Below are 14,625 nucleotides of genomic sequence, written 5' to 3'. Positions count from 1 at the left end.
GGTTTACCCCCTCCGTGAGTTCGAATCTCACCGCTTCCGCCAAATATCTAAATAAGCCCTTGTTTTTACAAGGGCTTATTTTTTGTCTGTAGTTTTACCCCTCAACTTACCCCTCATCAAATTTTGGATTGGATTGATTTCTTTTGGTGGTATTTGGAAGATTAAGGAATATAGTTTAATAAGCTGTATTTAAATCTAACTATATTCTTATTCAAACATTTCTTAATTATAAATATTTTCACTTCCCATTTACTTAGCTTGCTTGACGCTCTACAGCGTGCAGATTATCCTTAATCTGCTGACCTACATCGTCAGCGGGTTTTAGCAGACCCATTAACAAAGACAATATGTGAAATCTCATTTTGCATGTTGTGGACCCGTTCGTCCCCCTTTCTTTGCGGTAGGGCGGAGGGGGGACGCGCTTGCGCGTGCTGGTTTCTTTGTTACCAGTCTGCTAACCCTCCTTCGTTCTGCCACCATCATATTAGCAGTGATTTGGCAGGATTCTTTTAAAACAAAGGAGTACGCCATGCGCTTACATCAAGACCGTCTTTTATATTTCTCTTTTTACATGTTTGTGCCGTTGGATGATTAGACCTGATGCTGTGCAGTCAATGCATAGCTGTGTCGATGACTTTCTAAGAATAAAACTTTTTTAAGTACATATTACCGATATGAAGATGAATCTCTCATGCTGTTTTGAGGGGCATAGATTTGTGTGCTTTATCGTCTATAACACTTCAAAAAAACATAGATATTCATTCCAACATTTATGACATGGGGAACACTGTGTCTGATTAAGACCAAGACCAGTGATGCCTATAAAAAAGAGAAAATGATGATGTTTAAAACCTTCCTAAAAACGACCCTGATTTCATCACTACTTGCAGGCGCATCATTGGCGCAGGCAGGCTGGTTTGCACAAGCCAGTGAATCCCACCTTGTTCAAGCACGTCATACAGGCGGTGGGGTTTATCAATGTCTTTATAAAACCAATCCTGGCAACCGTGGTTGGCGTAATTTCACGGTGAACTTTCAAGGTGGTTGTCCACGTTTTGTTCACTTTAATGCGCAGAATGGTCAAGTCACTGTGCCCAACTAAATGAGGGGAACATTCAAATGACCCAAAAAACCATCTTGGGCTTGGCGGCAATCTTAGCCCTGACCTTGATCAGCATCGCAGGCTTCTATTTCTTTAGCCCCAAACATGCAACTGAAAAAACGGTTCAAGCTAACACTTCTGAGGTCAGCTCTGCACAACCTTTAGAATCTGCCAGTTCAGAAGCAGTATCCACTGAGATTGCAGCAGCGGAAGTGGATGGGATTGATGTCAAAGAATTGACCACGGGAAGCAAAAGTCTGAGTCCAGCAGACCATGAACCTGAATTGCTGAGTTTTGAGTTTGATCAAAACCTTAAGGCGGCGGATAACTTACTGTCGATGCTGCCTTATGATGAACTGCCTGAATTTGAGCAGGACAATATAGACAAGTATCAACGCTATATCTTTGCCAAAGCCGCAAAAGATAAAGGCAAATCAGTGCAAGACTTTAGCTTGCAAGAACATGGCGCACTGGAGTCGGAGCAAGCGGGTAATCGCTACTACGTCTATAAATTTGATAACGGCACAGACTGTGAAATCCATTTGGCTAGCATTGATTTAAATACAGGCGATTATGGCGTGAGCTATAACTACTGCTAAGGATGAACTTGATGAAGCAACTTTTAAAACCCTTACTCCTCGCAGTGACTACAACGACAGGCATCATGTTGAGTGGCTGTAATGCAGGTCTTGATCCAAACACGTTTACGGTAGAACTCGATGTAATTGATACCAGTAATTGGTATGCCCAAAATCAATCCGCTACGGTATTGACCATCCGTTCCAATATTGCAGAGCCTCTCGATGTCAGCAATGTTTCTGTCAATCATGGACAATGTCGTTATGAAGGCTATCGTCGATCATTGGAATATCCGCAGCATTTTAAGATGGGGCAACGTTTAAGACTGAAATTAACAGACTGTAGCTACAGTAATGTGGTGCAGGTTGATGTCGAAACAGATAAAGGTACTGCAAGCTATAGCTTTCAATAGCGACTCTCCTCGACAAAGCAAAATTAAATCAAACCGTGTCCTCAATGGGCACGGTTTTTTTATGCCCTTCATTCAGCGCTTTGCACTGAATTCATTTCGCAAGGAATCCTCATGTCTTTTATTCGATGTCCCTACTGTCAGTCTACCCAGGTCAGACAAACCGATTCAGGCAATGCGCATGCCAATTATTTTGAGCAACTACAACGTTGTATCTCACCAACACAGATGGCGATGTTTGGCATGCAGGTCGCTCGCAAGTCAGGCTTTTCACCACTCTTCGGTGCAGCCGTTGGGGTCGTGGTGGGTGGCGTACTGGTGGTGGTGAGTCAGTATGCCTTTGAAAAATACTACAACAATGCCGAGCAGTATCTCTGTTTGGATTGCCAACAAGCGTTTGCATGGGTGCCGTAATTGCATCTCTGACTTTACACGGTTACATCTTTGAATAGATGGATTGTTTAAACCCTTTCAGCACATTTCTGCATCTTTACATCTTTCACTTTTATTTAAGGAATAATCAAAATGGCACATCAACTTGAACAAATGGCGTATGTCGGACAAACCCCTTGGCATGGTCTGGGCAATCAACTTAGCCAAAACCAACCGATTGAAGTCTGGGCCAAGCAAGCAGGTATGGATTGGCGTATTGAATCATCCAATGTCAGCTACATGGCTCAAAACTCACGTGGACAAAGCATCATCATGCCGTATGAAGAACAACGGGTACTGTATCGTTCAGATACCCATACCCCTTTATCGGTGGTGAGTCAGCGTTATCAGGAAGTCCAGCCAATGGAGATTCTGGAATTCTACCGAGACCTAACGGAGCAATCGGGCTTTGAACTGGAAACCGCAGGTGTCTTAAAAGGTGGCAAGAAGTTCTGGGCCCTGGCACGTACAGGACAAACCGCAGAACTTAAAGGTGGGGATGTCAGCAATGGCTATATTCTGTTGGCAACCGCATGTGACGGCACGTTGGCGACCACAGCACAATTCACCAATATCCGTGTGGTGTGTAACAATACTTTAGCGATTGCCTTACGAGGGCAGAGTTCCAATGCAGGCGTGGTCAAAGTACCGCACAGTACTAAGTTTGATGCCGACAAGGTCAAAGATCAACTCGGTATTTCAGTGAAAACATGGTACGACCACATGTATGAAATGAAACAACTCACCCAGCGTAAAGTCACCCAGAAAGAAGCAGCAGCTTATTTTGATGCGGTATTTAACAACAATAGCCTAAGTGCGATGGAACAGGAGGATAACATTATTCAGTACTACCGTAATGTTGCATCTCAAGCCAATCCACAGCCCAATAAAACTGAACCGAATGGACGTGCCATGACCAAAGTCATGAATATGTTTAATGGGCAGGGACGTGGAGCAGACTTATCTTCAGCCAAAGACACCGCTTATGGATTGCTTTGCGCGATCACAGAATTTGTCGATCACGAACGTCGCGCGATGAGTACTGATCACCGCCTTGACTCTGCTTGGTTTGGTGCAGGGGCAGCATTGAAACAACGTGGATTGGAACAAGCTTTACACTTGGCTGTTTAAGCTTGATTTAATCTTGAGATTCTATCATCAGGGCATGTGATCCGTACGATCAAGTGTCCTCCTAATCAACGATCCCTCTTTGCCACATCTTCGGATGTGGCTTTTTTTATGCCGTTTTAAAATCAATGATAGAAGGATAAACCCATGAATCAGATTATAAACCCAACAGTAACGTCTCAATCTCAGTATTTACCAACTATAGCCAATGACAAGCCTAAACAAAGTCAATCAGGTTCAAAACGCAGCTTAAATGCCAAACGTCTGATCAACACCAAACAACTGGACTATCAGGCATGGCTGGAAGTGCGTAAACAGGGAATAGGCAGCAGTGATGCCGCAGCTGCCTGTGGCTTGAATCCCTATATGTCGATGCTGGAACTGTGGATGATCAAAACAGGACGGGTACAGCAAAATATTGAAGATGAAAGCTCAGGACATGCACCTTTATATTGGGGCAAGCAGCTAGAACCGCTAGTGGCTGAATACTACAGTCTGCATACCAATAATAAAGTCCGTCGGGTCAATGCGGTACTGCAGCACCCTGATCCTGACAAAGCCTTTATGTTGGCGAACTTGGATTATGCCGTTGTGGGCAATGAAGACGTGCAAATCCTAGAATGTAAAACCGCAGGGGAATATGGTGCCAAACTCTGGCGAGATGGTGTGCCGTTATACGTGTTGTGTCAGGTACAACATCAACTGGCCGTGACAGGTAAACAAGCGGCACATATTTGTGTGTTGCTGTGTGGGCAGGAAACCAAAATCTACAAAGTCAGTCGTAATGAAGCCCTGATTGAACAGATCATTCAGGCAGAACGGCTGTTTTGGGAGTGTGTTGAAAATGACGTTCCGCCAGCAGTGGATGCCAGTGAATCGGCAGCCAAAGCTTTACAACAGCTCTATCCTGAACATACCCCACTGAGCTGTGTTGATCTAACGGAGGTGAAGCTTGCCAATGAACTGTTTGATCAACTGATACAGGAGAAACAACAGATTGAACAACACCAAAGCCAGTTTGACCTACTCAAACACCGTGTTCAAGCACTGATGCAGGAACATGAACGTGCCGTATTTCAGCAAGGCTCGGTGACTTGGAAAAAGAGCAAGGACAGTATCAGCCTAGACATCAAGTCCTTACTTCAGCACCAACCTGAACTCATCCAACAGTACCCACTGCAGAAAGCAGGCAGTCGTCGTTTCAACATTTATCACGATTAGCTCAAAACTTAGAGTTAATCACTCAGCAAGAAGAAATCTGAAATCCCGTGCAGCCCTGCATGGGATTTTTTTATGCCGATTTTATTTTAAGCACACAGGGCAACACATCTAAACATCTCAACGACAGAGGAATTTCAACATGATTAAAGGTTTAGCAATCACACCACCCATCTTGGGACGGATCAGTATTGGCCGTGTAATAGAAAAGAATGGCAAGCGTCTGCCAGAGAAAGACGATCAGTTCACCATTACCAGTCAAATACAGGGTAAGGACGGTTGGATTAAACACCCCTTGGATGAGCAATTGCGTAGTCAAGCACCGAATCAAAAGCTGCGTAGCATTCCTGTGCGTATGATCTTCAATGACCCTGAATTGAACTTACGTGCCGAGTACAGCTTGTTTGACCGACAGACAGGTCGCCCGATTTGTGTGGGGAATGGTCAGACGTGTCAGCGTATGACATCACAAGGTGTAGAGCAACATCCTTGTCCATCACCCGACTTATGCCCACTTGGACAAGGTGGACATTGCAAGCCTTATGGACGCCTGCATGTCAATTTAGGCGAAGCCGATGAGTTTGGGACTTTTATTTTCAGAACCACTGGTTTTAACAGCATTCGCACTTTGGCAGCACGTTTGAATTACTACCATGCAGCATCAGGTGGTTTGTTGTCGTGTTTACCATTGCAACTCACGTTAAGGGGAAAAAGTACCACCCAAAGCTATCGTCAGCCCGTGTATTACGTAGATTTAACGTTACGGGAAGGTGTGGATTTGCAAACAGCAATTCAGACGGCTAAGGAGATTGACCAACAGGGAAAACAGGCAGGGTTTGATCAGGCGGCATTAGATCAGATTGCACGGCAGGGTTTTGCCAATGCCAAGTTTGAGGTGCATGCAGAGGAGGGGATGGAATTGCTGGAGGAATTTTATCCACACAGTGACAGTGCTGTAGATACAGAGCATTCAGCGCAATTGAGCTATGTGCAGGAGATTCAGCAGGGGTTGCAGCAGAGTGTTAGAGCTGTGAATTGAGCACAGTTGAATTATCTAGTCAGCTTGGTAAGTCAATTAATGGATTCTGAACAAGTTGGCTAGTCACTAATTGAAGGGAGCTTCGGCTCCCTTAATTTTTTTGTTATTCAGGAGTGATAATGCAGGCTTCAAAAATAGCGATCAGTCCATCTAGCCGGCAGTTGAATCCATCAATATTGGCCTGAATCCAGACTTCCTTATTGTTAATTTTACTCCACTGTACCCCATAGCCGCAGTGAGCAAGTAGGTGTTCAAAGAAGATACGCTGGGTGCGTCCATTGCCTTCACGAAATGGGTGAATCACGTTGACTTCACAATAAAAATCAGCGATTTTTTGGATAAGTACTGGTTTGGCTAAACCTTGAAAATAGTGCTGCTGCTCAAGTTGCTTGAAGAGCTTATTGGCTTCAATTTCAATACGCGGGAAGGTACAAAAGCGGGTATCGCCTTTGGCAATATCCACTTGTCTTAGTTCACCTGCCCAGGCATACAGGTCTGAAAAGAGCTGAAAGTGAATGGATTGCAGGTATTTGAGATCGTAAGGTGGCTCCGCATACTCAATTCGTGTGCTGGCATACTCAGTCAACTCCAGTTCTGCCTGTTGCAGAATTTCAGCATCCTGAATGTTCAGTTTGTTTTTGAGGACGTCCGAGTCGGGGTAACAGTAAATGCTGTCACCCATTTCACCATATTTATCCATAAGGAAGCCTGATCACGATTCCGAGGTCTGTGAGAATTTCTTATATTTCTGTAGAATCTGAGCTTTACTTAATGCCGGTGCGGTTGAGGACGGGTTAATGCCTTCCAGCTTTAAACTGGCTTGATAATTCTGCAAGCGCGTAGCTTGGATATATTTTTTTTTCTGTTCGAGAGTGTTTAGCATTCTGGAATTTCCTTGAACAAAGGTAATGTAAGCCTAGTTTAGCAGATGGGCTTATAAATAGGCACGGCTTTCAAAAGCAGGGTTGTAGCGTTATGGTGGATGAACCTTCTATGAGAAAAATCTGAAACCAGACGACAAAATTTGTCGCTTAACTCTCATGCAATAAATGAATAATCAACAATCTGCTTTTTAAATAATATAATATTATCCAACAGTTAAAAAATTATCAGTATTATCTCTAGCAACCGAAGTGTCGCCAGATACTGATCACAGATAAGAATTCAGGAATTGATTCGCCACTATGACCAACAATAACTTTTCTCAAATCGCTTCTTTCATCTGGTCGGTTGCCGACCTGCTGCGTGGTGACTTCAAACAATCGCAATACGGTCGCATCATTCTGCCATTTACCTTGTTACGTCGTTTGGAATGTGTACTGGAAGAAAGCAAGGCGGCGGTACTGGCAGAACATGAAAAAGTCTCCAAGCTGAATCTGCCAGAAGAAGCTCAAGAAAAGTTATTGCTGCGTGCCACCAACGGTCTAGCCTTCTTTAACACTTCCCCCATGGATCTCAGCAAAATGGGGCAGAGTGACATCAAGGCCAACTTAAGCACTTATGTGCAAAGCTTTTCTAAAGATGCCCGTGAGATCTTTGAATACTTTAACTTCATCGAATTTGTCGGCCTCCTCGATGATGCCAACCTTTTGTATAAAGTCGTGCAAAAGTTTGCCACCACGGATCTGAGTCCAAAGAACGTATCCAACCATGACATGGGCTTGGTGTTTGAAGAACTGATCCGTCGTTTTGCCGAAGGCTCGAATGAAACCGCAGGGGAACACTTTACCCCGCGTGACATTGTGCGTCTGACCACGGCACTGGTGTTTATGGAAGATGATGACGTGCTGACCAAGGACGGCATTATCCGCACCATTTACGATCCTACAGCGGGGACGGGTGGCTTCCTGTCTTCAGGCATGGAATATCTGCATGAGCTGAACCCGAATGCCGTAATGCGTGCGTTTGGTCAGGAACTCAATCCAGAATCCTACGCCATCTGTAAAGCCGACATGCTGATCAAAGGTCAGGACGTGAGCCGAATTAAACTCGGTAACACGCTGTCAAATGACCAACTTTCTGTCGATCAGTTTGACTACATGCTGTCTAACCCACCTTTTGGCGTGGACTGGAAAAAAATCGAACAGGACATCAAGGACGAGCACGAGCACAAAGGCTTCGATGGTCGTTTCGGTGCAGGCTTGCCACGGGTATCGGATGGTTCACTATTATTCCTGATGCACCTGATCAGCAAGATGCGTGATGCCAGTAGTAGCGAGAGTGGCAGCCGCATCGGGATTATCCTGAATGGTTCACCTTTATTTACCGGTAGTGCAGGCAGTGGTGAAAGCGAGATCCGTCGTTACATTTTAGAGGCCGACTTGCTTGAAGCCATTATTGCCTTACCGAACGATATGTTCTACAACACCGGGATTGCCACCTATATCTGGGTCCTCAGCAATAAAAAAGCCGCTGAACGTAAAGGCAAGGTACAGCTGATCAATGCCTCAAACCTCAGTACCAAAATGCGTAAGTCGCTGGGTTCAAAACGTAACTATTTGACTGAAGCTGAAATTGCCACCATTACCCAAAATTACGGTGACTTTGTGGCGGTAGATACTTTGGCGCAGGATGGCGAAACCGAACAGCAAAAACCATTCGCCAGCAAAATCTTTGACAGCCATGAATTCGGCTACCGTCGCGTGACCATTGAACGTCCATTGCGTTTATCGGCACAGCTCAGCGATAGTGCGATTGCATCATTACGCTTTGCGCCGAAACTGTTTAATGCCGTGATGCAAAGCATCGATGCGCAATTGGGCACAGCCTTTGGTACAGTGTGGACAGCAGAAACTTACGGTCAGTTGCAGGACGTTGCCCTTGAGGTGCGTGCCCTGATTAAAGCGGAATTCCCTGAGCTAAAAGAAAAAGACATTAAAGAGGTACTGGATAGCAAAATCTGGCTATTCCAGAAAGCCCTTATGGAAAAAGCCGAGGCGTTACAAGAGGTGATTGGCACTGAGCAGTTTGATGACTTTAACCAGTTTGATGAAGTCTTGAAGAAAACCCTCAAGCAAACCGACATGAAGCTGGATGCCAAAGAGAAGAAACAGCTGTTAGATGCCATTACCTGGAAGAATCCGGAAGCAGAACCAGTGATTAACAGGGTGCTTAAACAGGCGGAAAACCCACTGTATGGTCAGTTCAACTACCAGGGCAAAGTGGTGGAGTTTGTGCAGGATGGGGATTTGCGTGATGCGGAGAATATTGCGCTGAATCCAAAGGTCAGTACGACTGAGCTGATTGAAGACTACTTTAAACGTGAAGTACAGCCACATGTGGCGGATGCCTGGATCAATGCCGACAAGCGCGATGAAAAAGATGGCGAGATTGGCATCGTGGGTTATGAAATTCCGTTTAACCGTCATTTCTACGTGTACCAACCACCACGTGATTTAGCTGAGATTGATGCGGATTTAGATGCGGTGAGTGCCGAGATTATGCAGCTGCTACAAGAGGTGCATTCCTGATGGTTAAGACAGCCGCAAAGTATCAAGCTTATGCAGAATATAAGGATTCAGGGGTTGAATGGGTCGGAGATATTCCATCAACATGGGATGTAAAACCTGTATTAGCTTTATTTTCCTCGCTAGTTGAAAAAAATACTGATGGCTATGAATCTAATGTTTTATCTCTAAGTTATGGTCGTATTGTACGAAGAGATATTGAAGATAATTTTGGATTATTACCAGAGTCATTTAATACTTATCAAATAGTAAAAAATGGAGACATAATTTTAAGATTAACTGATCTTCAAAATGATAAACGTAGTCTTAGAGTTGGATTGGTCAAGGAAAAAGGGATTATTACATCAGCCTATTTAAAATTATCAGTCAATCAACATATTGATCCTCGATTTGCTTATCGTTTATTACATTCATACGACACAACAAAAGTTTTCTATGGAATGGGTGGTGGTTTACGCCAGTCGATGAAATTTGAAGATTTCAAGAGATTGCCAATACTTCTTCCTTCCAAAGATGAACAAATCAAAATTGCCAACTTCCTCGACCATGAAACCGCCAAAATCGATCACCTGATTGAAAAACAACAACAACTGATTGAGCTGCTCAAAGAAAAACGCCAGGCGGTGATTAGCCATGCCGTGACCAAAGGGCTTAACCCAAATGTGCCGATGAAAGATTCGGGTGTGGAATGGTTAGGGGAGGTGCCGGAGCATTGGAAAATTATAAAAGGTGGCTATATAGGAACCTTATTTGGCTCTGAATCTATTCAAGAAGATGATGTTACTGATCAAGGATCATTACCCTTTATTAAGGTTTCATCCTTATCGGCAGAAACATTCAAACTAAGTAATATTGACTGGTTTGTCTCAGAAAGAAGAGCTAAATTTTGTAAAGCTGAAAAAAATTATATTGTTTTTCCAAAACGTGGAGCAGCAATCTTTACGAATAAAGTTAATGTTATAGAGGTTGATTCAGTCATTGATCCTAATTTAATGGGGTGGAAAATTGGGAAACAAGGGATAACGGAATATTTTGCGTTATTGTTAAAAACGAGAGGATTGGATGATATTGCAGATGTATCAACTGTACCTCAAATAAATAATAAACATATTGCACCAGAAAAATTTCCGTTACCTACACTAAGTGAGCAATGTGAAATAGTGAAATTTGTGGGTATGGAATTAACGAAATTTGATGAAATGATATTAAAAGCAGAATCCGCAATTCAGCTCATGCAAGAACGTCGAACCGCCCTGATCTCAGCCGCAGTGACAGGCAAGATTGATGTTCGCCACTGGCAAGCGCCAACGGTTGCTGAGGCAGACACGGAGTTCAACGCATGAGTCTAGACGCCACCCGTGAAAGTATTTTTCAGAATGACATCATTCAGCAGATGTTGGCTCAAGGCTGGCAGCTTGGCACACCACAAGGCTATAACCGCGAAAATGCCTTGTATGAGCAGGACGTACTAGATTTTGTGCAACAAACCCAAGCACAAGACTGGCAGAAGTTTCAGCGCATCTTTCCAAATGATACCGAACGGCATTTTCTCGATGCGGTGGTTGCCCAGCTAAAAAAAGCCGACATCAATGCCACTGATGAACAGTCACGTAGCTATGGCACCTTGGGTGTACTGCGTCACGGAGTTAAAACCCGCAGTGCCCGTTTTTTCCTGTGTCAGTTTAAACCAGAACATGCGCTGAATCCCGATACCTTAGCCAATTACAAAAAGAACATCTGCCGCATTGTGCCAGAGTTGGTCTATAGCCCGTATGCTACGGCTGCCGAGTTACAGGACATGGGCAAACAGGCCAAGAAATGGCGCATTGACCTGGTGCTGTTTATCAACGGCTTTCCGGTGGCAACACTGGAACTCAAGTCCGAGTTTAAGCAGGCCGTGCAGAATGCCATGTTGCAGTACAAACGTACCCGCTTGCCGAAAGATCCAGAAACCAACAAGCCTGAACCCTTGCTGATGTTTAAGCGTGGCGCATTGGTACATTTTGCCGTGAGTCAATACGAAGTCTATATGGCGACCCAGTTGGCCGGAGAAGATACTTTCTTCCTGCCATTCAATAAAGGTACGCATGACGGTGGCGCAGGCAATGATGTGCCAGAAGACCAGAATCAGTACGCCACCGCCTATCTGTGGAATGAAGTCCTCACACCGGACAATTTGCTGAATATCATTGGACGTTTTGTCCATCTGCAAATTGAAGAAAAAGAAGACTGGGAAGGACGCAAGTACAAAAAAGAACTGCTGATCTTCCCACGTTACCACCAGTGGAATGTGGTCACCAAACTGATCAATGCCGCCTTAGAGGAGGGCACTGGACAGAAATATCTGATTCAGCACAGTGCAGGTTCAGGTAAGTCCAACTCGATTGCCTGGACAGCACATCAGCTCTCGACCCTGTACGATCAACAGAATCAGAAACTGTTTGATTCGGTGATTGTAGTCACGGATCGTACCATTCTGGATGCCCAGCTACAGGACACCATCTACCAGTTTGAACATGCCGATGGCGTGGTCGGACGCATCAATAACAAAGAAGGTGATGGCTCCAAATCGGAAAAACTGGCCAAGGCACTGGAAACCTCACAGCCGATTATCATTGTGACCATCCAGACTTTCCCCTTTGTGCTGCGTGCGATTGAAAACAGTACCAATCTGAAACAGCGACGTTATGCGGTGATTGCCGATGAAGCGCATTCTTCACAAAGTGGCTCTACGGCACGACAACTGAAAGAAGTGTTGATGCTGGAAGAGCGCGAAGAGGATGCTGAACTGTCTTCGGAAGATATTCTGGATGCGGTGGTGGCTGCACGTAAGGGCAGTAATAACCTCAGCTACTATGCCTTTACCGCGACACCGAAAGACAAAACCCTGCAACTGTTTGGCCGTGTACCCAATCCTGAGCTCCCGCCATCCAAGCAGAACAAGCCGGAAGCCTTCCATGTTTACTCCATGCGCCAAGCCATTGAAGAAGGCTTTATTCTGGATGTGCTGAAAAACTATACCAACTATAAAGTGGTGTATAAGCTCAAACAAAAAATTGAAGAAGCCGACAAACAGGTCGATGCCAAAAAAGCCAAGATCAGACTGAATCAGTGGGTGCGCCTGCATGACCACAACATTTCTCAGAAAGTGAAAGTCATTGTCGAGCATTTCAAAAATAACGTGATGGGCTTATTGGGTGGACAGGCCAAAGCCATGGTGGTGACCAGTTCACGTAAAGAAGCGGTGCGTTACAAGCTCGCTTTTGATAAATACGTGACGGATCAGGGCTATAAGTCCATTCAGGCTATGGTCGCATTCTCGGGTGAGGTTGAGTTTAATGACAAGGATACCGACAGCAGTGGTTTAGTCGGGCAGACCTTTAATGAACGCAACATGAACCCGGGGCTAAAAGGGCGGGAAATGCGTAAGGCCTTTGATAGTGATGACTATCAGGTGATGCTGGTGGCCAACAAGTTCCAGACTGGCTTTGACCAACCGAAACTGTGTGCTATGTACGTGGACAAGAAACTTGGCGGTGTGGAATGCGTACAGACCTTATCACGCCTGAACCGCACCTATCCGAGCAAGGCGGAATCTGGCACCTTTGTCTTGGATTTCTTTAACGATCCCGAAGACATTCTGGCAGCCTTTCAGCCCTATTACCAAACCGCAGAACTGGCCGATGTCTCCAATCCGGATCAGATCTTTGACCTGTTTGAAAAGCTGAAAGCTACCAAGATTTTTCTGTGGACGGAAGTTGAACAGTTTGTAGAAGCCTTCTTTACCAAGAACAAATCCAATGCTGCGATCAGTAATATCTGCAAACCCGCGGTTGAACGCTGGCAGAAACGTTATAGTCAGGCCATCGAAGCCTATAATACCACCAGAGACATGCTGGAACGCTGCAAGAAAACCAATGATGCGGTGCTGATTGCTAATGCCGACAATGCCTTTAAAGAGGCCAAGCTTGAAAAAGACAAGTTGGAAATCTTTAAAAAAGACTTGGGCAGCTTTACTCGTTTTTACGAGTTTATGTCGCAGATCGTGGACTACGATGACAAAGAACTGGAGAAGCTCAGTCTGTATGCGCGTAACCTGCGTCCATTGCTGCGTGAAACCGCAACGAAAGATGATGAGGTGGATCTGAGTAATGTCAGCATGAGCCATTACCGCTTGTCCAAGATCCGTCAGCAAGACATCAAGCTGAAAGAAGATGCCGAAGATTTTAAGCTAGAACCGGGCAATGACCTCGGTGCAGCCAAGCCACGTGACAAGAAAGAAGAGTTCCTGTCACAGATTATAGAGCGTCTGAATGATGTCTTTATCACTGATAACCTAACCGATAAAGACATGCTGAACTATGCCTATACGGTACGTGACAAGCTGGCGGAAAATGAGATTGTGATGAAGCAGATCGCCAACAATACCCGTGAACAGGCCATGCTGGGTGATTTCCCGAAAGCGATGGATGATGCCATTCTTGGTAGCAGTGCCGCACATCAGGAACAGATGATGCAGTTGCTGTCTGATCCGGCGAAGGCTAGCATATTTGCACGGGTGATCTTTGATATGTTGAGCAGTCCAAGATGACCGCTAAATTAACAAAGGGGGGCTTTGTTGCACAAACCTATCTGTAAAGGCTTTTTCAGCGATATAATTTTCAAATGAAGAAGCCTACACACAAAATCTACCGCACAACCAATTGGCCCGCATATAACCGAGCACTCATGAGTCGCGGAAATATTGCCATTTGGTTTGATCCTGCTACGCAATGGTATGCTCCATCAAAAGGCAAACAAGGGCGAAATCAAACCTACTCCGACGCAGCTATCCAATGCTGCTTAATGATTAAATCCTTATTCCGTCTATCTTTAGGTATGGTCACTGGCTTTGTGCAAAGTCTGATTAAACTTTGCGGATTAAATTGGACCGCACCAGATTACAGTACGCTTTGTAGAAGACAAAAGCATATTGATATTGCAATCAGCTACCAAAAAAGTAGCGATGGGCTGCATCTACTCGTAGACTCTACAGGCATGAAGTTTCTAGGTGAGGGCGAATGGAAACGCAAGAAACATGGAGCTGAATATCATCGCCAATGGCGTAAACTACATATTGGTATAGATGCCAAAACCCTACAAATACGCGCTATTCAGCTCACAACCAATAATGTCAGTGATTCACAGGTGCTTGGTGATTTACTTAATCAGATTCCACAAGATGAGCAGATTGACTCTGTTTATACCGATG

The 14,625-nt window shown here is 44.7% G+C and carries 12 protein-coding genes and 1 pseudogene; 11 read left to right on the top strand and 2 right to left on the bottom strand.

The annotated features are described in order from the left end of the window. Positions 1 to 841 precede the first annotated feature (841 nt). The 7 genes from OKC24_RS17780 (at position 842) to OKC24_RS17750 (ending at position 5,907) form a co-directional block, all read left to right on the top strand. Positions 842 to 1,102, top strand: coding sequence for a hypothetical protein (locus OKC24_RS17780; protein ID WP_114237855.1), 261 nt, complete (start codon positions 842 to 844; stop codon positions 1,100 to 1,102). Positions 1,103 to 1,119: 17 nt separating this feature from the next. After that, positions 1,120 to 1,701, top strand: coding sequence for a hypothetical protein (locus OKC24_RS17775; protein WP_265466089.1), 582 nt, complete (start codon positions 1,120 to 1,122; stop codon positions 1,699 to 1,701). A gap of 11 nt (positions 1,702 to 1,712) precedes the next feature. Then, positions 1,713 to 2,093 carry a hypothetical protein gene (locus tag OKC24_RS17770; RefSeq protein WP_265466088.1) on the top strand — a complete coding sequence of 127 codons (381 nt, stop codon included), beginning with the start codon at positions 1,713 to 1,715 and terminating at the stop codon, positions 2,091 to 2,093. Positions 2,094 to 2,204: 111 nt separating this feature from the next. Further along, positions 2,205 to 2,504: a hypothetical protein gene (locus tag OKC24_RS17765; RefSeq protein WP_096902831.1), complete on the top strand. Its 300-nt coding sequence runs from the start codon at positions 2,205 to 2,207 to the stop codon at positions 2,502 to 2,504. Positions 2,505 to 2,615: 111 nt separating this feature from the next. Next, entirely contained in the window at positions 2,616 to 3,653 is a 1,038-nt protein-coding gene (locus OKC24_RS17760; protein ID WP_265466087.1) for a DUF932 domain-containing protein, read from the top strand. A 144-nt stretch (positions 3,654 to 3,797) separates the two neighbouring features. After that, positions 3,798 to 4,871 (top strand): YqaJ viral recombinase family nuclease, encoded by a 1,074-nt coding sequence (locus tag OKC24_RS17755; protein ID WP_265466086.1) that lies wholly within the window; start codon positions 3,798 to 3,800, stop codon positions 4,869 to 4,871. A 139-nt stretch (positions 4,872 to 5,010) separates the two neighbouring features. Next, entirely contained in the window at positions 5,011 to 5,907 is an 897-nt protein-coding gene (locus tag OKC24_RS17750; RefSeq protein WP_017395932.1) for a recombination directionality factor, read from the top strand. A 103-nt stretch (positions 5,908 to 6,010) separates the two neighbouring features. On the opposite strand, the gene OKC24_RS17745 is transcribed toward OKC24_RS17750, so the two are convergent. Continuing rightward, entirely contained in the window at positions 6,011 to 6,607 is a 597-nt protein-coding gene (locus OKC24_RS17745; protein ID WP_005176409.1) for a putative adenosine monophosphate-protein transferase Fic, read from the bottom strand. Between the two features lie 12 nt (positions 6,608 to 6,619). Then, positions 6,620 to 6,790, bottom strand: coding sequence for a YhfG family protein (locus OKC24_RS17740; RefSeq protein ID WP_000935322.1), 171 nt, complete (start codon positions 6,788 to 6,790; stop codon positions 6,620 to 6,622). Between the two features lie 301 nt (positions 6,791 to 7,091). Here OKC24_RS17740 and OKC24_RS17735 point away from each other — a divergent pair, with 301 nt between their 5' ends. The 4 genes and pseudogenes from OKC24_RS17735 to OKC24_RS17720 all read left to right on the top strand — a co-directional run. Next, positions 7,092 to 9,377, top strand: coding sequence for a type I restriction-modification system subunit M (locus tag OKC24_RS17735; RefSeq protein ID WP_265466085.1), 2,286 nt, complete (start codon positions 7,092 to 7,094; stop codon positions 9,375 to 9,377). After that, positions 9,377 to 10,717, top strand: a complete 1,341-nt coding sequence (locus OKC24_RS17730; RefSeq protein WP_265466083.1) for a restriction endonuclease subunit S — start codon at positions 9,377 to 9,379, stop codon at positions 10,715 to 10,717. Before OKC24_RS17735 ends, OKC24_RS17730 begins: the two co-directional genes overlap by 1 nt. After that, entirely contained in the window at positions 10,714 to 13,965 is a 3,252-nt protein-coding gene (locus OKC24_RS17725) for a type I restriction endonuclease subunit R (RefSeq protein WP_265466082.1), read from the top strand. Before OKC24_RS17730 ends, OKC24_RS17725 begins: the two co-directional genes overlap by 4 nt. Before the next feature lie 74 nt (positions 13,966 to 14,039). Then, a pseudogene (locus tag OKC24_RS17720) lies at positions 14,040 to 14,625 on the top strand (IS5-like element IS17 family transposase); the annotation flags it as partial.

It is taken from the genome of Acinetobacter entericus (assembly GCF_026168575.1).
Taxonomy (GTDB): Bacteria; Pseudomonadota; Gammaproteobacteria; order Pseudomonadales; family Moraxellaceae; genus Acinetobacter; species Acinetobacter bouvetii.
The sequence above is the reverse complement of the archived record's forward strand: the minus strand, read 5'-3'. Positions and strand labels throughout refer to the sequence as shown.